Below are 19,990 nucleotides of genomic sequence, written 5' to 3' on the forward strand. Positions count from 1 at the left end.
TAATGCTATATCGGTTATCAATTTTAAATATATTAAAAAAGCTATTCAAATTAAAGAAATGTAACTAGTTATAACTGTTCTATAGAATACGTGATATAATGAAGCTAGTCTTTTTTATACGAGGTATATATGAGTAAAAGAAATTTAAAACCTTCTGGTGAAGGTTGGGTACAGTTAATAGCAGGCATAGGTTTTATTGTTTTATTAATTATTATAAATATTGTAGATCCTACATTTTATCCGACCATGTGGCACTTAGCAACAAGTGGCTCTATGGAAGAGGTAGCGGAGTATATTCAAAGTTTTGGCCCTATGGCCATGTTGGTGAGTATGGTCCTCGATATTTTTGTTAACGCCGTAGGCTTTTTACCGTCAATTTTCATATCTACAGCTAATGGTTTAGTATTTGGTATGTGGCCAGGGATCATTATTTCTTGGTTGGCTGAAACAATTGGTGTAGTCATTAGCTTTTATATTATGCGTTACTTCTTACGTGATACAGCGGACAAGTTGATTGCTAAGAGTACGGTATTGATGAAAGTAGATGATTTTTCCGGTAAAAATGGTTTTGTGGTCATGTTATTTGCACGATCCTTACCGTATTTTCCATCTGGAGTCATTACCGCCTTAGGGGCCATTAGTAAAATCAAACCTAGAGATTATATATTGGCAAACTTGATTGGTAAATTTCCATCTACGGCTTTAGAAGTAGCTATTGGTACAGATATTGTAAATTTCCAAGAAAATATGGGACGATTAGGAATTATTGTTCTTGTTGCAGGTGTTGTATACTTCATTCTTTGGAAAGTATATAAGAACTATATTAATAAGAAAAATGCGGAACAAGAGCATGATCCTAATGCGTAATATAAAGTCTAATTAGGTAAGCCATTACAAAATAACTAATTAACTATAGGCTGCTTACGTTTTAATAATGTAATATTCTTAATTCTTGATGTTAGTAATATTTTCTACTTAGAAGTGTTTTCTACATAGTATATATGAAAGAGGCGATAGTATGAGCTTTTCTCTTCCTGAACGTGTAACCTTAAAAGGTCCTAATTTTATTCGTGAAGTATTTGAACGTGGTGTAGGCGTGGAAGGCTTTATTAGCTTTGGTATTGGTAATCCTGCGCCAGAAGCGATACCGGTAGAGGTCATCGAAAGGGCTTTTGATGAAGTTGTGCATTCTAATCCTATGAGCCTTTTACAATATGGTCCAATGCAAGGTGATGCACATTTAGCAGAACTTACGTTAGAACGTTTAGTACAAACTCATAAGATGAATTCGGAAGGACAAGGTCTCATTATTTCCAATGGTGCAGGTCAATTATTAGGTCTTGTACCAATTACAGTTTTAGAACCAGGCGATGAAGTGTATATGGATGAATTTACTTTCACCAGTGCTATTAACTCTGTGCGCAACATGGGCGGTAAAGCAATAGGTATTAAAACTGACGAGTACGGTATGATTCCGGGTGAGTTAGAAAAAGCGGCTCAATCTGGTAAAGGTAAATATATTTATCTAATTCCCAACTTCCAGAATCCAACAGGCATTACTATGCCTTTAGAGCGCCGTAAGGAGATTTATGCTATTGCATCTAAATATGATTTATTTATCTATGAAGATGATCCATATGGTGAAATTCGTTTCGCCGGAGAATATATTCCAACGTTCAAATCCTTCGACACAGAAGATCGTGTTCTGTATGCAGGTTCTTATTCTAAAACATTATCTGCAGGCTTGCGTGTAGGCTTCTTATTTGGCCCAACTAAAGTTATTGAAGCTATCCAAGCATTAAAAAATAATACGGCCGGTCAAATGCCATTAGTAACTCAAAAGGTGGTAGCGAAGGTTCTTGATACCATTGATTACGATGCTCATTTAGATAATGTACGAAAAGTATATAAAATGAAATGTGAAGCTTTACTTAACGCTTTTAAAAAGTATGCGAGTTCTAAAGTTCATTTGACACAACCTACAGGTGGTATGTTTGCATGGATGACGATGCCTGAGGATGTAGATTGTGATGTATTCTTTGAAACTTGTATGGACCGCAATGTTGGGATTATTAAATGTGGTGCCTTTGCAGCAGATGGAGCAGGAGCAGGTCATGCATTTCGTTTGAGCTATACGGTACCAACAGTAGAGGAAATTACAAAGGGGATGGAAATTCTCGGCGGGTTAACTAAAGAATTTTGTGGTGAGTAATATATTGATAATTTTTGATATAACGTGATACAATGTAGGCGTAGATACATTGTGTTTACCATATAAAAAAGTTTTTAATATAGATGTGAGGTATAGCCTCAAAGAAAGTAGGTGTTTACTATGGGTTGCGGTAGCAGCAGTGATTGTGGCGGATGCCCATCTCAATCTTCTGGTTGCGGTGGTGGCGCGTCTCAACAACCTCAAGATCTTACAGCTCAATTACACGAGCTTAGTTCTGTTAAACATGTAATTGGTGTAGTATCTGGCAAAGGTGGCGTAGGTAAATCCTCCGTTACCAGCTTGATGGCCATTACAATGGCGCGTAAAGGTTACAAAGTAGGTATCCTCGATGCGGATATTACAGGTCCTTCTATTCCTAAGATGTTTGGCATTAAGGAAAAGGCATATGCTGACGAAATCGGTATGTATCCTGTAAAATCTAAAGGCGGTATTGACGTTATGTCTGTTAACCTCCTTTTGGAAAACGATACAGATCCTGTTTTATGGCGTGGTCCTATTTTAGGTAATGTAGTAAAACAATTTTATACAGATGTTATTTGGAAAGACATCGATTATTTATTTGTTGATATGCCACCGGGAACAGGTGACGTAGCGATTACTGTATATCAATCCTTGAAATTGGACGGTATTATTATCGTTACATCTCCTCAAGACTTGGTATCCATGATTGTTGAAAAAGCAGTTAAAATGGCTGATTTAATGCAAGTGCCTATTATTGGTGTGGTGGAAAACTACTCTTACTTCCATTGCCCAGATAACGGTAAGGATTATCAAATTTTTGGTGAAAGCCACATCGAAGAAATCCTTCAAAAATACGGTCTATTATTGTTGAACCGTTTACCAATTGACCCAACTATTGCAAACCTTTGCGATAAAGGTAATATTGAGTCTATCGAAAAAACAAATTTAGAAGACGTATCTCTACCTGAATAGGATTCATATGATGATGAAAGCTGTGTATTTATAAATGCACAGCTTTTTATCACATCTTTTTATGGTGAATTATGTTATATTTATGGTAGGAAGATAGAATTATATCTTTAATTCTCTTACTACAGATATGCTGAACATAGTTAGTATAGATTTTTATTTTTCTTAACATGATACTATAGGGTGTATTGGCATATATTGGTTTAATTTTAATGTTTTCCTATGTAGGACGTATGTGTATGAAAAAACTATTGAACTGGATCATTCCAGCAGCCTTTGGTTTAGGTCTGTGGTTTGTTCCAACTCCAGAGGGATTAACTCCTCAGTCATGGCATTTATTTGCAATCTTTGTAGCTACTATCGTAGGCTTCATTACTCAGCCGTTACCGATTGGTGGCGTATCTATCGTTGTTATTACTGTTGCTGCATTGACAGGCACATTAAAGATTAGTGAAGGTATTTCAGGTTTTGCTAACTCTGCAATCTGGCTAATTGTAGGTGCTTTCTTATTCTCTCGTGGCTTTATTAAAACTGGTTTGGGGAAACGTATTGCTTATAATTTGATTTCTGCTTTTGGTAGTAGCTCCTTGCGTTTGGCCTATGCATTGGCTTTGTCTGATTTGATTTTAGCTCCCGCAACACCATCTAACACAGCTCGTGTAGGCGGTGTAATCATGCCAATTACAACTAGCTTAGCAAAAGCTTTCGGTTCTGAACCACAAGATGGACCTCGTAAAATTGGTTCTTTCTTGATGCAATCAATTTACCAAGTAAATACGATTACATCTGCGATGTTCCAAACATCCATGGCTGGTAATACATTGGTTGCAGCATTAGCGCTTCAATCTTTTGGTATTGGTATTACATGGGGCGACTGGGCTATGGCAGCTATCGTACCTGGTATTATTGCATTGATTATTATGCCGTATTTCATTTATAAAGTATATCCACCGGAAATCAAAGATGCTCGTGAAGCTCAACAAATGATTCGCGAAGAGTTAAAAGGTCTTGGCAAGATTTCTTTCCAAGAATGGGTAATGCTTGGCGTATTTATTTTAGCATTAGTATTGTGGGCTACGTCTCAATTTACAAAACTTGATGCTACAACTGTTGCATTCTTAGGTATTTCTATTTTACTTGCTACAGGCGTTCTAATTTGGGACGATGTTAAGAGTGAAAAGGGTGCTTGGGATACATTGGTTTGGATGGGTACATTGATGGGCTTTGCCGGATTCCTTTCCAAATTGGGCTTTATCAAATGGGCTACAGTTCAAGTGGGTGGTTATATTCCAGAAGGCTCTTGGGTAATTGCCTTTGTTGTAGCTGTTCTTGTTAATACATATGCTCACTATGTATTTGCATCCTTAACAGCGCATATTTCTGCGATGTTCGTAGCATTCTCTGCAATCGCTATTTCTGCAGGTGCCCCACCTATGTTGACATTGTTGATGATTGCATTCACATCTAACTTGTGTATGTCTTTGACTCACTATGCAGCAGGTCCATCTCCAGTAATCTTTAATACTGGTTATGTTCCTCAAAATATATGGTGGAAACTTGGTTTCTTCACATCTGTAATCAACTTAATTATCTTCATGGGTCTTGGCTCTGTATGGATGAAGTTGATTGGTATGTGGTAAAATTTAGTACTGACAATTTTATAGGATTGTAATGGCATGTACTTTAAACCTATTAGACTTAGTGTACTATGCATTTACATCGTATATAAAAAGCCGTCCCGATAGGGGCGGCTTTTTGTGATAAAATATGAGTAGTTAATAGATAATTAATGTAAATATTGTAAAATAATATACATAATAAATTATTCAAGCTAATTGTACAAATTTTATATGATTTGTGCATAGGAGGGACCTATGAAGTTTGATAATGAACAATTATTAAAGTATATTGGCGCTTGTACATCTCCGTATCACACAGTAGATACAAGTTTACAAATGCTATTGGACTCAGGATTTACAGAGCTCAGTTTAGAAGATGAGTGGCAGTTAGACTCTGGTTCTTATGTAGTTAACGTGTTCGGCACCACCTTATTTGCCTTTCATATAGGGAAGAAACCAGAACATACATTACGTATTGCGTCGGCTCATACAGATTTTCCTGCTATTCGTGTTAAACCAAACCCTATAACCTCTATGAAAGGATACACAAAGTTAAATGTAGAAATGTATGGCGGTCTTATAGAAAATACATGGCTTGATCGTCCATTAGGTGCAGCAGGTACGGTTGTGTTAAAAGGAAAAAATGCCTTTGACGTAGATTCTGTTCTAGTCGATACAAAACGGCCTATCGCTATTGTTCCAAACCTAGCTATTCATATGAATCGCTCTGTTAATGATGGGGTTAAACTAAATCGTCAAAAAGAAATGCTTCCTATATTGATGATGGAACGTAATAATGAAGATAATCCTACAAAACCTTTAAATAATAGAAATAATCCAAGTTTATTTTCAGAATCAGATACTCAATACGATGAGTGGACAAAGTTTTTAGCTGATGAAGTAGATTGCGATCCTTCCGAAATATTATCTTATGAAATGACTTTATATCCTACGGAACAAGGCTGTGTACTCGGTACGGAAGGTGATTTCATTAGCTCACCTCGTTTAGATAATTTAACATCTTGCTTTAGTGTATTATCTGGTATTATTCAAGCCAAAAAAATGAATGTTAATGGTGTTCGCTGTGCTATACTCTTTGATAACGAAGAGGTGGGCAGTCGTACGAAACAAGGTGGGGCTGGCATGATATTACCAAATCTCGTTAAACGCGTGTATGACGCATTAGGATATTCTAATCAAGAGATGGACAGCTTTATCTCTAAAGGCTTTATGATTTCCTCCGATGTAGCACACGGATTACACCCAAACTATCCAGAGAAAAATGACATTACGAATATTCCTGTACTTAATAAAGGGCTATCCCTTAAGATTGCATGTAGCCAATCTTACGCTGGGGATGCTAAGGCCATTGCTATCGTTAAAGGCCTTTGTGAAGAAGCGGATGCACAGTATCAGATTTATGTAAATCGTTCGGATATTCCAGGTGGATCTACAGTAGGTTCCATTTCATCAGCTATGTTACCAATGCGTACTATTGATGTAGGCTTGCCTCTTTTAGCAATGCATTCAGCTAGAGAATTGATGGGGGCAGCTGATCAAGAGCAATTAAATCGATTAATGAATCATTTTCTAGGTGGTAAGTAATATAAAATGGAATTTATTCGATGTGCATTATTGAAAGACATATGATTTTTTGTAATGAACAGTAAAAAATATATTTTATACTTTCATAATTGGTATAATCCTTTAAATATAATGAAAATATTGTATAATAAGTATATATTATTATGAATATAAAACCTCATCATAAATTTTGATGAGGCTTTCCTCAATATTGATTTATCTATAAGTATAGGAAATATTCATATATTAATAAAAATGAAAGCTGATAGTTCACATTTGTGGAAGCTAGTAGGAGGCAATACATGAGAAAAATTAAATCCGTATTGGTTGCCAACCGTGGAGAAATTGCGATCCGCGTGTTCCGTGCATGTAATGAAATGGGAATTAAAACTGTAGCCATTTACTCTAAAGAGGATACATTATCCTTGCACCGTAACCAAGCCGATGAAGCCTATCTCGTAGGGGAAGGTAAAAAACCAGTTGACGCATATCTTGATATTGAAGATATCATCCGTATTGCAAAAGAACATGACATCGATGCTATCCATCCAGGTTATGGCTTCTTATCTGAAAATGAAGGCTTTGCTCGTCGTTGTGAAGAAGAAGGAATTATCTTTATTGGGCCTAAAATCAAGCATTTGAATATGTTTGGTGATAAAGTAAATGCTCGTGAGCAAGCTAAATTAGCAAAAATTCCGATGATCCCAGGTTCTGATGGGGCTTTAAAAGATTATGCTCAACTAGAAGAATTTGCTGATACACATGGTTTTCCATTGATGATTAAAGCCGTTAATGGCGGCGGCGGTCGTGGTATGCGTGAAGTTCATCATAAAGAAGATCTTCGAGATGCATATGATCGTGCTAAATCTGAAGCGAAAGCTGCGTTTGGCGATGATGATGTATATGTAGAAAAACTTATCGTAGAGCCTAAACATATTGAAGTTCAAATCTTAGGTGATGAACATGGCAATGTAGTTCATTTGCATGAACGTGATTGCTCTGTTCAACGTCGTCACCAAAAAGTAGTTGAAATGGCGCCAGCCTTTGCGTTATCATTAGAAACTCGTAAAGCTGTATGTGATGCTGCCGTTAAAATCATGAAAAATGTTGGCTACGTGAATGCAGGTACTGTAGAATTTTTGGTAACTGCTGATGGTAGCTTCTACTTTATCGAAGTTAATCCACGTATTCAAGTAGAGCATACTGTAACAGAAATGATTACAGATATTGACATTGTTCATGCTCAAATTAGAATCGCTGAAGGCTTTAGTTTACATAGCCCTGAAGTAGGTATTCCTGAGCAGGATAAAATTCCTTGTAAAGGCACTGCTATCCAATGTCGTATTACCACAGAAGATCCTAAAAACAACTTTATGCCTGATACCGGTAAAATCTTGGCGTACCGTAGCTCCGGTGGTTTTGGTATCCGTCTTGATTCTGGTAATGCTTTTACAGGTGCCGTTGTAACACCTTACTATGACTCCTTGCTTGTGAAAGCGACAGCATTTGGTCCTAACAACGAAGAAACTATTCGTAAAATGCTTCGTTGCCTGAAAGAATTCCGTATTCGCGGTGTAAAAACAAATATTCACTTCTTGATTAATGTATTGGAACATCCTGAATTCCAAAGTGGTTCTTATAATGTAAACTTCATTGAAGAACATCCTGAATTATTCGAATTAAAACCAGATCGTGACCGTGGTACTAAATTATTACGTTACATTGCTGACGTTACAATTAATGGCTATTCTGGTGCAGGAGCTCAAGAGGTTCCTGACTTTGAACCGATTCAAATGCCATCTACTTTGGATGTAAGTCCAGCATCTGGTACAAAACAAAAATTTGATGAACTTGGACCAGATAAATTCAGTAAATGGTTATCGGAACAAAAACAAGTATTCTTCACTGATACCACTTGGCGTGATGCCCACCAATCCTTGTTTGCTACACGTCTTCGTACAATCGATATGGCTCGCGTAGCTGGTCATGCTGCAAAAGGTGTACCTAACTTATTCTCCTTAGAATGTTGGGGTGGTGCTACTTTTGACGTATCATACCGATTCTTACATGAAGATCCGTGGGAGCGTTTGCGCATGTTCCGTCGTGAAGTGCCAAATACATTGCTTCAAATGCTTCTTCGTGGTGCAAATGCCGTAGGTTACACATCGTATCCAGACAACGTAGTTCGTCAATTCATTCAACGGGCTGCTGCTAATGGTATTGATGTATTCCGCGTATTTGATAGCTTGAATAGTCTTGATAATATGCATGTTGCTATCGATGAAGTGCGTGCACAAAATAAAATAGCTGAAGTTGCATTGTGCTACACTGGCGATATCCTTGATGGTGCTCGTACAAAATACAATTTGGATTATTATGTAAATATGGCAAAAGAGCTTGAAAAAGCTGGTGCCAATATTATTGCCATTAAAGATATGGCCGGCCTTTTAAAACCACAAGCTTCTTATAACTTGGTATCTGCCTTGAAAGATGCTGTCTCTGTTCCAATTCACTTACATACTCATGAAGGCTCCGGTAACTCTATCTATACATATGGCCGCGCTGTAGATGCTGGTGTTGATGTAATCGACTTAGCGTACTCTGCTTTTGCTAATGGTACTTCTCAACCTAGTATGAATTCCATGTACTATGCGTTGTCCGGTCATGAACGTCAACCAGAAATGAACATCGACTATATGGAAGAAATGTCTCATTATTTTGGTAGTATCAGACCATATTACAAAGGTGTAGATAAAGCAGAAGCATATCCTAATACTGAAGTATATCAACATGAAATGCCAGGCGGACAATACTCTAACTTGCAACAACAAGCTAAAATGGTAGGGCTTGGTGATCGTTGGACAGATATTAAGAAAATGTACCACCAAGTAAACATGATGTTTGGTGATATCATTAAAGTTACACCATCCTCTAAAGTGGTAGGGGATATGACATTGTACATGGTACAAAACAACTTAACTGAAAAAGATATCTACGAAAAAGGCGATGTATTGGATTTCCCTCAATCCGTAGTTGAATTCTTTGAAGGCCGTCTTGGTACTCCATATCAAGGCTTCCCTGAAAAATTACAAAAAATCATCTTGAAAGGTGCTCGCCCAATCACAGTTCGCCCTGGTGCTGTATTACCTCCAACAGATTTTGAACATATTCGTCATGAATTAAGTGAAATGGGAGCCCAAACAACTGATGAAGATATTAGTGCATATTGCTTGTATCCTAAGGTTTACCAAGATTACAATAAATTTGTAAAAGACTTTGGCGATGTATCTGTATTAGATACTCCAACATTCTTCTTTGGTATGAAACGGGGCGAAGAAATTCAAGTAACCATTGAAAAAGGTAAGACACTGATTATCAAGATGAATGGTTTCTCTGAACCTGATGAAGATGGTAACCGCATCGTATTGTTCGAGTTTAATGGTCAACCTCGTAGCATTAAGGTTCATGATAAACATGCTAAGACAACTGGTGTTGTTCGTCGCAAAGCGGATGAATCTAACCCTGGTGAAATTGGTGCTACATTGTCTGGTTCCGTTGTTAAGATCCTTATTAAGAATGGTCAATCTGTAACTAAAGGTGAACCATTGATCGTTACAGAAGCGATGAAAATGGAAACAACAATTACAGCTCCTATTGATGGTATCGTAGAAGAAATTCTTGTACGTGAAGGTAGCCGTATCGAATCTGGTGACTGCTTGCTTCGTATTGAAGATGCTTTAAAACGATAAGCTAACAATCATTTAAAATTAAAAATATTATTTCTCAAGTATTTCATAAGATGAAAAATTGAAGAATAATGGAAGAATCCCTAGGAAATCCTAGGGATTCTTTGTATTTTCAAGGGTTTCATGGTACTATATAATATAGAGAAAATGGGCGTATTATGCGTTATTTCAGAATGATTAGTAGAAAAGGAGTAGTAACAGATGAGATGTCCTTATTGCCAACACACAGACACGAAGGTAACAGACTCTAGAACGACTGATGAAGGTAATAGTATTCGCCGTCGCCGTGAATGTATCAATTGTGGCCGTCGCTTTACTACCTATGAAATTATAGAAGAAGTACCACTAATGGTATTGAAGAAAAATGGACGACGTGAATTATTTGACCGCGGTAAGCTACTGAATGGGTTATTGCGCTCTTGTGATAAGCGTACAGTTCCTATGTCTGTGATGGAGCAAGTAGTTAATGATGTGGAGCGTGACATTCGGAATGAAATTAACCAAGAGGTTACAACTGATCGCATTGGTGAGCTTGTGTTACAACAACTGAAAGACATAGATCAAGTTGCATATGTTCGTTTTGCTAGTGTATATCGTAAGTTTGATAATATTGATAGCTTTATGGAAGAGTTAAAAGCTCTGAAGAAGTTAGATGCTAAAAAGCCAAAACGCAAACCTGTTGTAGAAGAATAATTGATTCTGTATTACTGATTGGTTATACATAGTTTTGAAATTAGCGATGTGTGAGGCTTTATGATAGATTTACATTGTGATACGATGATGCAATTGCTAGATCATCCTGATAGTGGTGATTTATATCGTAATACTTGGAAAATAGATATAGAAAAATTACAAAAGGCTCATAGCAAGATACAAGACTTTGCACTCTTTATTAATATGGGTGAGACGAATGACCCTTATGGTCGCTATGAAGAGATGCGTAATTTGTGTGTATCACAAATTCATAACTATGGAGAGCACATACAACATGTGCTCTCTTATCAAGATGTAGAGTCTGTATACAAGTCTGGTAAGATTGGGGCGCTCATGTCTATTGAGGAAGGTGGAGTGCTAGGTGGCGATTTAAATAAACTTAAACAAGCTTACCAAGATGGAGTCAGACTTATAACGCTAACATGGAACTATCCAAATGGACTTGGCGAGCCACACTGTGGTGAGCAACATAAAAAATTAACATCTAAAGGTGTTGAATTTGTAGAAGCTATGCAAGAGTTAGGGATAATTGTTGATTGCTCTCATCTTAATGATGCTGGTACAGAGCAACTAGGAGATATTCTAGATGTTCCTTTTATAGCATCTCATTCAAATGCACGGGAAGTTCGGGCTCATACAAGAAATTTGCCGGACAATCTTATTAGACTTATCGCTAATAAGGGCGGTATTATAGGACTTAATTTTGCACAGAATTTTCTCGGCACATCGCCAATTAGTCGCATTGAAGATATTGTTAAACATGGTCTATATCTCATCGACAAGGGCGGTGAAGATGTAGTGGCATTAGGAACTGATTTTGATGGGATTCCACCCGACACAGAGATTGCAGATATGTCTCAAATGAGTCGTCTTTATGATGCTTTTAAAGAGGCAGGTTTATCTGTGGAACAATGTGAAAAGTTATTCTGGAAAAATGCAGATAGACTATTAAAGGAGATTTTATAATGACTGATTTAAATCCAATCATTGCTGATCGTTTTACAGAGCATCTTGAAGTGTTTGGTAAAACGATGGAACATATGGATACCATTCAAGAAATCGGATATCGCTGTAAAGCGGCTTTAGAAAATGGTAATAAAATTTTGTTCTGTGGTAATGGTGGCTCTGCGGCGGACTCTCAACATTTAGCAGCTGAATTGATTTGTCGCTTTAAAAAGGAACGGCGCTCTCTTGCAGGCATTGCATTAACTACTGATACATCTGCATTAACAGCTATTGCGAATGACTATGATTTTGAATCTGTTTTTGCACGTCAAGTAGAGGGCTTAGGCCGTACAGGTGATGTTCTCATCGGTATTTCTACATCTGGTAACTCCAAGAATGTTGTAAAAGCTGCAGAAATGGCCCGTTCTATCGGTATGCATACCATTGCTTTCACTGGGGAAGGCGGTGGCAAACTAGCCGAACTATGTGATATTACGCTGGCTATTCCTAGTAATGTGACAGCACGCATTCAAGAAATGCATATCTTAGCTGGCCACATTATGTGCGAAATTATTGAAGAAGATTATTAACCGATAGGTTTTTACTCATAGATACACATTGTTTCAATTAAAAATTTATTTAAATTAGGAACATATGTAATTTTGATAAGGAATAGGTGGATTATGATAAATACTACCATTAGTCAGTTTTTAACAAAGCAACTGCCAAACTTGAAGATTGCCGTTGTAGGCGATGTAATGGTAGACCGTTATGTTTTTGGTGATGTAAGTCGTATTTCTCCAGAAGCACCGGTTCCTGTAAACCGCGTGTCCAAGATGAAAGAGGTCCTTGGTGGAGCTGGTAATGTTGCATCTAATCTGTCTAATTTAGACTGTAAAGTATATCTTGGTGCACTAGCAGGTAATGACGACCATGGCCATTTATTAAAAAATTTACTTGATACTGATAAAATCGATACGACTGGTTTAATCACTAGTGATGACCGCTCTACTATTACTAAGATGCGCATATTGGGTGATCGTCAACAGATGATGCGCCTTGATTTTGAAACAATTACAAATTTAACCAATCAAGAAGAGCAACAATTGTCTGTTTGGTTGGAAAATCTATGTAAAGCGGGGATTGATGGTATTGTCGTATCTGACTATGGTAAAGGCGTTTGTACACCTACCTTATTGAAGACAATCTTTGGTTTGGCTAAGGAATATGGTGTGCAAACTATCGTAGATCCTAAGGGGGCAGACTGGTCTAAATACAATGGTGCTACATGTATTACACCGAATGTGAAAGAACTTGGTGAATGTGTAGGCCGTACGTTAGAAAATGATGATGCTACTATTGTAGAGGCTGCTAAGTCTGTACTTGCTGATGTAGATTTAGACTATATTGTGGCCACTCGATCTGCTAAGGGTATTACGGTTATTGCAAAGGATGGCCGTACATGGCATAATCCTGCTACTCAACAAGAGGTGTTTGATGTGAGTGGTGCAGGAGATACCGTTGTATCCATGATGATGACCTGTCTTGCAAGTGGTTTATCGATGCGTTTAGCCTTACATATCGCCAATGGTGCAGCGGGTATCGTAGTATCTAAGGTTGGTACGTATCCAATACATCGTTCTGAGTTATTAGACTTATGGCATTCCTATAAACATAGTATTCAATCTAAGCCATTATATACGAAGGAAGAGATGAAAGAACTCGTTTCACAATGGCAAAGCAAAGGTGAAACTGTAGTGTTTACAAATGGTTGTTTTGACATTCTTCACCGTGGACATATCACGTATTTACAAGAAGCTGCGCAGCTAGGTGATCATTTAATCATTGGATTAAATTCTGATGCATCTGTTCGACGTTTAAAAGGAGAAACACGGCCCATCGTAAGTGAAGCGGATAGAGCGGCCTTGTTGAGTGCGTTGCAATGTATTGACGGTGTAGTACTATTTGAAGAGGATACACCGGCTGAATTACTAGCGTACTTACGTCCCAATACTCTTGTTAAGGGCGGAGATTACAAAATAGAAGATATTATTGGACGCGAGTCCGTTGACAATGTAGAGGTTCTTTCATTTAAAGAAGGTTACTCTACATCAGATATTGTAGGGAAAATAGCCACTATGGCTAAGGAGGGCAAATTATGATTATCGTAACAGGTGGTGCTGGTTTTATTGGCAGTAATATTGTGAAAGCACTGAATGATCGTGGTCGTACAGATATTCTCATCGTAGATGATCTTACAGATGGTCGTAAGATTCGCAATATTCAAAATTTAGAATTTCTAGATTACATCGATTGTGATGATTTTGATTGTGCTATTGCTGATGGTACATTCGACGTTGGCCCTATTGAAGTCGTATTCCATGAAGGTGCTTGTGCAGACACAATGGAATATAATGGCAAATACATGATGAAGAACAACTATGAAGGTTCTAAAAATCTATTCCATTATTGCCAAGATCGTCGTATTCCATTCATCTATGCCTCCTCTGCATCTACCTATGGTAATGGTACACATGGTTTCGTAGAAAAACCGGAAGCTGAAGAAGCACTTAACCCATATGCGTATTCTAAATTGTTATTCGACCGTTATGTACGTAAATATGAAGGTGAATATACTGCACAAGTTGTGGGGCTGCGTTACTTTAACGTATATGGTCCTAATGAAGCTCATAAAGATAAAATGGCTTCTTTAGTACGTCAAATGTTCTACAAAAATAAAGAAACAGGTATTATTAACCTCTTTGAAGGTACAGATGGTTACGAAGATGGTGGTCAAACACGTGATTTTATTTATGTAAAAGACGTAGTTAATGTAAACTTCTATTTCTGGGAGCATCCTGAAATCTCTGGTACTTTTAACTGTGGTACAGGTAATGCTCATAGCTTTAACCAATTCATGCAAGCTGTTATCGACTACAATGGTCAAGGCAAAATTGAATATGTGCCATTCCCAGAGGTGTTAAAGGGTAAATACCAAAGCTTTACAGAGGCTGATACTACTAAATTGTTAGCTGCTGGCTATGATAAAGGGTTCCATAAAATGGAAGATGCCGTTAAAGAATATTGTGAACTATTAGATAATAACGAAGGATATTTACGCTAATGCGCAAGGTATTATTTTTAGATCGCGATGGTGTTATTAACAAGGATGTTAGTTATCTATATAAAATCAGCGATTTAGAGTGGGTAGATGGTGCAAAAGAGGCCCTTGCTTATGCTCATAGTAAGGGCTATGATCTCATTGTAGTGACAAATCAGAGTGGTGTAGCTCGTGGTTATTATAAAGAATCTGATGTTCAGATTTTACATGACTATATGGCTCATGAACTAGATCGCAGTGGAGCACCGATTTTACATTTCTATTACTGTCCACATCATAAAGAAGGTATTGTTCCTCTCTATGCAGTAGAATGTGAATGTAGAAAGCCTAAACCTGGCATGATTAAGCAAGCTATTAAGGATTATGATGTAAATATATCAGATAGTTTTCTTATCGGTGACAGTCAACGTGATGTTGATGCAGCTGAGGCTGCTGGCATTAAGGGGTACCTATTTAAAGGTTCTAATCTATTGGATTTCATTAAAACAATAATTTAATCATTTATTCCATTTAGTCTATTTTTGAAGAATATATTTAGGGTTGTTGTTTTGTATTGGGGAGGCTATATGAAAGATTACAAGAATATACTCATCATCAAGATGAGTTCCTTAGGTGATGTAATTCACGCATTGCCTACCTTGTACGCTGTGCGCAAGAATTGGCCTAATGCGCGTATTACATGGGCTATTCATGAGCAATTCGCTAGCCTCTTACCTGGTACACCATGGGTTGATGACGTGATTATCATTGACAAAAAACAACTAAAGAAGCCTACGTATTTATATCAATTGCGCAAGGAGCTACATAGTCGTCATTTTGATATGACCTTAGACCTTCAATGCATCGCAAAAAGTGCTATTGTTTCCTTATTATCTGGTGCCCCTGAAAAGTATGGCTACTGGGAGCTTCGTGAGGGCAGTAATCTTGTTAATAAAGCATTAGTAGGTGAGCATAAATACGACCATGTTATTGAACGCTATCTGGATACCGTACGCGCCCTTGGTGGTGAGGTGGAGGAGATTGAATTTCCGATGCCAGCTTACGTTGAGGCTGAGAAATCCATAAAACAAAAGTTGAAATGCCATGGTGTAGATGATGAATATATTGTAGTTGTACCAGGGGCACGATGGATTGTTAAGGAGTGGCCACTTCTAAATTTTGGAGAACTTTGTATTCGTTTATGTGAATCTGGTAAGAAGGTTGTTATTGCCGGTGCTCCTGATGATGTAGATAAAGGTGCTTTCATAGAAAATTATGTAAAACATAAGAATCTGATCAATTTAGTTGGATCTACAACCATGCCTGAACTCATTGAGTTGATTCGTCATTGTCAGATTTTTATTAGTGCCGATACGGGACCATTGCATATTGCAAATGCTTTGAAGCGTCCTTTGATTGCCATGTTTGGTACAACATCACCTAAGCGCACAGGTCCTTATGGTGGTAGTCATGTACATCTCATTATTTCACCTACTTCTAAGGCTACACCTGAGCAACCACTAGTAGATGATCCAGATTGTATGGCACAAATTCCTGTAGACGCGGTATGGTCAGTGTATGAACAAGTACTTGGAAAGGAACTATAATGGAACTAGATTATAAGCGCATTGTGGTAACCTTTTTAATGCATTTAGGCGATGTTATATTAACGACTCCGTTTTTAGAAGTGCTTCGCAAAGCGGCTCCTCATAGTCATATTACGTATGTAATAGATGAAAAATTACAACAAGTAATGGAATATAATCCAAATATTGATGAACTTATTGTTGTAGATAAAAAAGGGCGCCATAATAGCATCTCAGGTCTCAATGAAGTGGCTCGTGAAATCAATGCTAAGGGAAAACCTGACATTGTCATTAATTTACATCCTAATGAGCGTACTTCATATTTAGCCTGGAAAATTCATGCAACTATTACAACTGGTATGAGTCATTTCCTCTTTAGACCATTCATGACAAAGTATACGCGCTTAGATCGTAAAACTCGTCATGCTGCGGATATGTACATTAATGTACTAGAGCAATTAGGTGTAACAGATACTTCTAACTCTGGTTTACATATTGAGACCTGTGAAGAATGGCGTCGTCAGGCTCGAGAGTTTTATTCTGGTCATGGATTAACTGATACTGATATACTCATTGGTTTTAATATCGGTAGCGCCGTTCCTGAGAAACGTTGGCCAGCTGAACGATTTGCTCATGTAGCAGATTACTTTGGTCGATTAGGTTATAAGACGGTTTTCTTTGGCGGACCTATGGACCTTGAAATGGTGCAGCCCGTAGTAGAACAAATGGAAACAAAGCCTATTGTGGCTACCGGAAAATTCCAGTTAGGCCCTTTGGCAGCGGCTATGAGCCGTTGTAATCTACTAATTACTAATGACTCTGGACCAATGCATGTAGGAATCAGTCAAGGTGTGCCAATTGTGGCACTGTATGGTCCATCAAATCCATTCTTTTATGGACCTTATCAAGCTCATGCTATCGTTTTAGAAACGATGGATTCTTATGAGATTGGTAAAAGCATGAAGAAAATTATTAAAGAAGGAAATTATAAAGGATTATCTGTAATTTCTGAAGAACAGGTTATTAAAGCAGCGGAAACATTGCTTTTAGAATCGAAATAAACATATGAACTATATTGTATTTGATTTAGAATGGAATCAACCCTATAGCAATGATATTAGCTTTATGAAGCGCACAAAAATGCCGTTGACAGGGGAAATCATTCAAATCGGGGCGGTAAAACTGAATGAAAAGATGGACATTATAGATCATTTTACGATGTTCATCAAGCCTCAATATCTGACACGGATGCATAAACATGTGCGTGAGTTGACAGGGATAACCACCCATGAGCTCAATCATGGTGTGCCATTCAAGACGGCTATGCAGTACTTTCAAAAATGGTGTGGTGATGAATATATGCTGCTTTCTTGGGGATCAGACGATATTCTTATCCTACGCGAAAATCTTATGCTTCATAAGATGAAAGCATTATCTTATGATCAATGGGTAGATGCGCAAATGATTTATTCTTATCAACGCTATGGAACAAATCAGCAGTACTCTGTGGCACATGCTATGGAGAATCTTAATATATCAACGGAGCATCTATCTGCTCATAATGCCTTGCATGATGCAGTCTTTACAGCTCACATTTGTCAGTCTTTAGATATCGCACAAGGAATTTTGCATTATGATCTAATTCGCAAGGAAAGTAGTAATCCTTTCCTATATCCTCCTATTCTCACATTTTTTATGTATGAAAATTTTTCTGAGAAAAAACGTATTGTTCATGATAGAAGAGTACGTATGTCCTTCTGTCCGTACTGTCAAACACGTTTAGAAATGACAAGACCTGAACGATTACAAGGGGATAAGCACCTAGCCATTGGAGTATGTCCTAAACATGGCGATTTTGCGGTGCAACTTAAAGTTGGAAAGTATACGATTAAGTCCGGCAGTAGTAAATTTTATGTTACTAAGGTATTAACTCATTGTACGGACGAAATTCGTTCTCTATATACTCAGAAGTCTGAAATCAATCGCGAAAAAGAGCGAAAATATTTAGAGTATCGTAAGGCAGAACATGAAAAAGTCCGCCAAAAATAGTTATGTAAATTCAAATTCATTTTCTGAATTGTACTATATATTAGGATATGAACTTTTAGAAAGGATAGATTATGGAACGTAAATATGCATGGCATAATTATGATGATGCCACTATAGAAAAGGTATATGCTTTAAGTGATACCTATCGTCAATTTTTAGATAATGGTAAAACAGAACGTGAATGCGTTGTGCAAGCTGTAGAATTTGCAGAAGCAAAGGGCTATGTAAATCTAAATGACATTATTAAAAGCAATTCGTCAATTAAAGCTGGTGATAAGATTTATTACACACATATGGATAAATCTATTGCTTTATTTAATATTGGTACTGATGATATTGAATTGGGTATGAATATTTTAGGTGCTCATATTGATTCTCCACGCATCGATGTAAAGCAAAATCCACAATATGAAGATAGTAATTTAGTATTTTGGGATACTCATTACTATGGAGGTATTAAAAAATATCATTGGGTAGCTATGCCTCTTGCTATTCATGGTGTTGTGGTAAAAACAGATGGCACTCGCATTAATATCAACATTGGTGATAAAGAAACAGATCCCGTGTTTTGCATAACTGACTTGTTACCTCATTTGGGACAAGAACAAATGCAAAAGAATGCAGCTAAAGTAATTGAAGGGGAAGCTCTTGATTTACTCATCGGTAGCCGTCCAGTTAAAGACGAAGAAAAAGAAGGGGTTACTAAATTTATTAATAGCCTTCTTGAAAAAGAGTATGGATTTATTGAACGTGACTTATTGTCTGCAGAACTAGAAATTGTACCAGCTGGTAAAGCACGTGATATGGGTTTTGATCGTTCTATGGTAATGGCGTATGGCCAAGATGACCGTGTGTGCGCTTACACATCCTTGGTAGCAATGCTTGAAGTGGATAATGTAAAGCGTACTACTTGTTGTTTACTTGTAGATAAAGAGGAAATTGGTTCTGTAGGTGCTACAGGTATGCAATCACGTTTCTTTGAAAATGCAGTGGCTGAAATTTTAACACTTATGGGTAAACCTAACTCTGTAAGTGTACGTCGTACGTTGGAGAAATCTCGTATGTTGTCCTCCGATGTAAGTGCAGGCTACGATCCACTTTATGCATCGGCGTATGAAAAGAAAAATGCTTCTTACCTTGGTATGGGTGTAGTATTTAATAAATTTACAGGCTCTCGTGGTAAAGCTGGTTCTAACGATGCGAATGCTGAGTATATGGGCTTTATCCGTCGTGTCATGGAATCTAACAATGTAACATACCAAACAGCAGAGCTCGGTAAGGTTGATTTAGGTGGTGGTGGCACCATTGCGTACATCATGGCTCTTTATGGTATGAATGTCATCGACTGTGGTGTAGCCGTTCTTAGCATGCATGCTCCTTGGGAGGTTATATCTAAGGCTGATATTTACGAGGCTAAACAATGCTATGTGGCGTTCTTAAATGCAGCTGATGAATCAATCTAAGATAATGGGGCTTTCACCAAT

At 37.5% G+C, this 19,990-nt stretch carries 16 protein-coding genes; all 16 read left to right on the plus strand.

Going from position 1 to position 19,990, the window contains the following annotated elements; genetic code table 11:
- Window positions 1–129 precede the first annotated feature (129 nt).
- Entirely contained in the window at window positions 130–867 is a 738-nt protein-coding gene (locus HMPREF0874_RS00680; RefSeq protein ID WP_004692970.1) for a TVP38/TMEM64 family protein, read from the plus strand.
- A 151-nt stretch (window positions 868–1,018) separates the two neighbouring features.
- The gene (locus HMPREF0874_RS00685; protein WP_008600722.1) at window positions 1,019–2,212 is read left to right on the plus strand and encodes a PLP-dependent aminotransferase family protein; all 1,194 of its coding nucleotides are present in this window, start codon (window positions 1,019–1,021) and stop codon (window positions 2,210–2,212) included.
- Between the two features lie 120 nt (window positions 2,213–2,332).
- Window positions 2,333–3,166, plus strand: a complete 834-nt coding sequence (locus HMPREF0874_RS00690; protein ID WP_039964899.1) for an Mrp/NBP35 family ATP-binding protein — start codon at window positions 2,333–2,335, stop codon at window positions 3,164–3,166.
- Between the two features lie 236 nt (window positions 3,167–3,402).
- Complete coding sequence (locus tag HMPREF0874_RS00695) at window positions 3,403–4,803, plus strand: anion permease (protein WP_008600725.1); 1,401 nt, start codon at window positions 3,403–3,405, stop codon at window positions 4,801–4,803.
- Window positions 4,804–5,037: 234 nt separating this feature from the next.
- Window positions 5,038–6,387, plus strand: coding sequence for a M18 family aminopeptidase (locus tag HMPREF0874_RS00700; protein ID WP_008600727.1), 1,350 nt, complete (start codon window positions 5,038–5,040; stop codon window positions 6,385–6,387).
- Between the two features lie 281 nt (window positions 6,388–6,668).
- On the plus strand, window positions 6,669–10,115 hold the full coding sequence (locus HMPREF0874_RS00705; RefSeq protein ID WP_008600728.1) for a pyruvate carboxylase: 3,447 nt from the start codon (window positions 6,669–6,671) through the stop codon (window positions 10,113–10,115).
- A gap of 198 nt (window positions 10,116–10,313) precedes the next feature.
- The gene (gene nrdR / locus HMPREF0874_RS00710) at window positions 10,314–10,805 is read left to right on the plus strand and encodes a transcriptional regulator NrdR (RefSeq protein ID WP_004692976.1); all 492 of its coding nucleotides are present in this window, start codon (window positions 10,314–10,316) and stop codon (window positions 10,803–10,805) included.
- Window positions 10,806–10,865: 60 nt separating this feature from the next.
- Window positions 10,866–11,792 (plus strand): dipeptidase, encoded by a 927-nt coding sequence (locus HMPREF0874_RS00715; protein ID WP_008600731.1) that lies wholly within the window; start codon window positions 10,866–10,868, stop codon window positions 11,790–11,792.
- Window positions 11,792–12,361 (plus strand): D-sedoheptulose 7-phosphate isomerase, encoded by a 570-nt coding sequence (gene gmhA, locus HMPREF0874_RS00720; RefSeq protein WP_008600733.1) that lies wholly within the window; start codon window positions 11,792–11,794, stop codon window positions 12,359–12,361. The genes HMPREF0874_RS00715 and gmhA overlap by 1 nt, the downstream gene beginning before the upstream one ends.
- Before the next feature lie 93 nt (window positions 12,362–12,454).
- Window positions 12,455–13,933, plus strand: a complete 1,479-nt coding sequence (gene rfaE1, locus HMPREF0874_RS00725; RefSeq protein ID WP_004697349.1) for a D-glycero-beta-D-manno-heptose-7-phosphate kinase — start codon at window positions 12,455–12,457, stop codon at window positions 13,931–13,933.
- Window positions 13,930–14,895, plus strand: a complete 966-nt coding sequence (gene rfaD / locus HMPREF0874_RS00730) for an ADP-glyceromanno-heptose 6-epimerase (protein ID WP_004697321.1) — start codon at window positions 13,930–13,932, stop codon at window positions 14,893–14,895. Before rfaE1 ends, rfaD begins: the two co-directional genes overlap by 4 nt.
- Window positions 14,895–15,389, plus strand: coding sequence for an HAD-IIIA family hydrolase (locus tag HMPREF0874_RS00735; protein ID WP_004692981.1), 495 nt, complete (start codon window positions 14,895–14,897; stop codon window positions 15,387–15,389). Before rfaD ends, HMPREF0874_RS00735 begins: the two co-directional genes overlap by 1 nt.
- A gap of 69 nt (window positions 15,390–15,458) precedes the next feature.
- Entirely contained in the window at window positions 15,459–16,478 is a 1,020-nt protein-coding gene (locus HMPREF0874_RS00740) for a glycosyltransferase family 9 protein (protein WP_004697170.1), read from the plus strand.
- Complete coding sequence (locus tag HMPREF0874_RS00745) at window positions 16,478–17,518, plus strand: glycosyltransferase family 9 protein (protein ID WP_008600741.1); 1,041 nt, start codon at window positions 16,478–16,480, stop codon at window positions 17,516–17,518. The genes HMPREF0874_RS00740 and HMPREF0874_RS00745 overlap by 1 nt, the downstream gene beginning before the upstream one ends.
- Before the next feature lie 4 nt (window positions 17,519–17,522).
- Window positions 17,523–18,506 (plus strand): 3'-5' exonuclease, encoded by a 984-nt coding sequence (locus HMPREF0874_RS00750; protein ID WP_008600743.1) that lies wholly within the window; start codon window positions 17,523–17,525, stop codon window positions 18,504–18,506.
- Between the two features lie 71 nt (window positions 18,507–18,577).
- Entirely contained in the window at window positions 18,578–19,969 is a 1,392-nt protein-coding gene (locus HMPREF0874_RS00755) for an aminopeptidase (RefSeq protein ID WP_008600745.1), read from the plus strand.
- Window positions 19,970–19,990: the final 21 nt, after the last annotated feature.

It is taken from the genome of Veillonella sp. 6_1_27, from assembly GCF_000163735.1.
Taxonomy (GTDB): domain Bacteria; phylum Bacillota; class Negativicutes; order Veillonellales; family Veillonellaceae; genus Veillonella; species Veillonella parvula_A.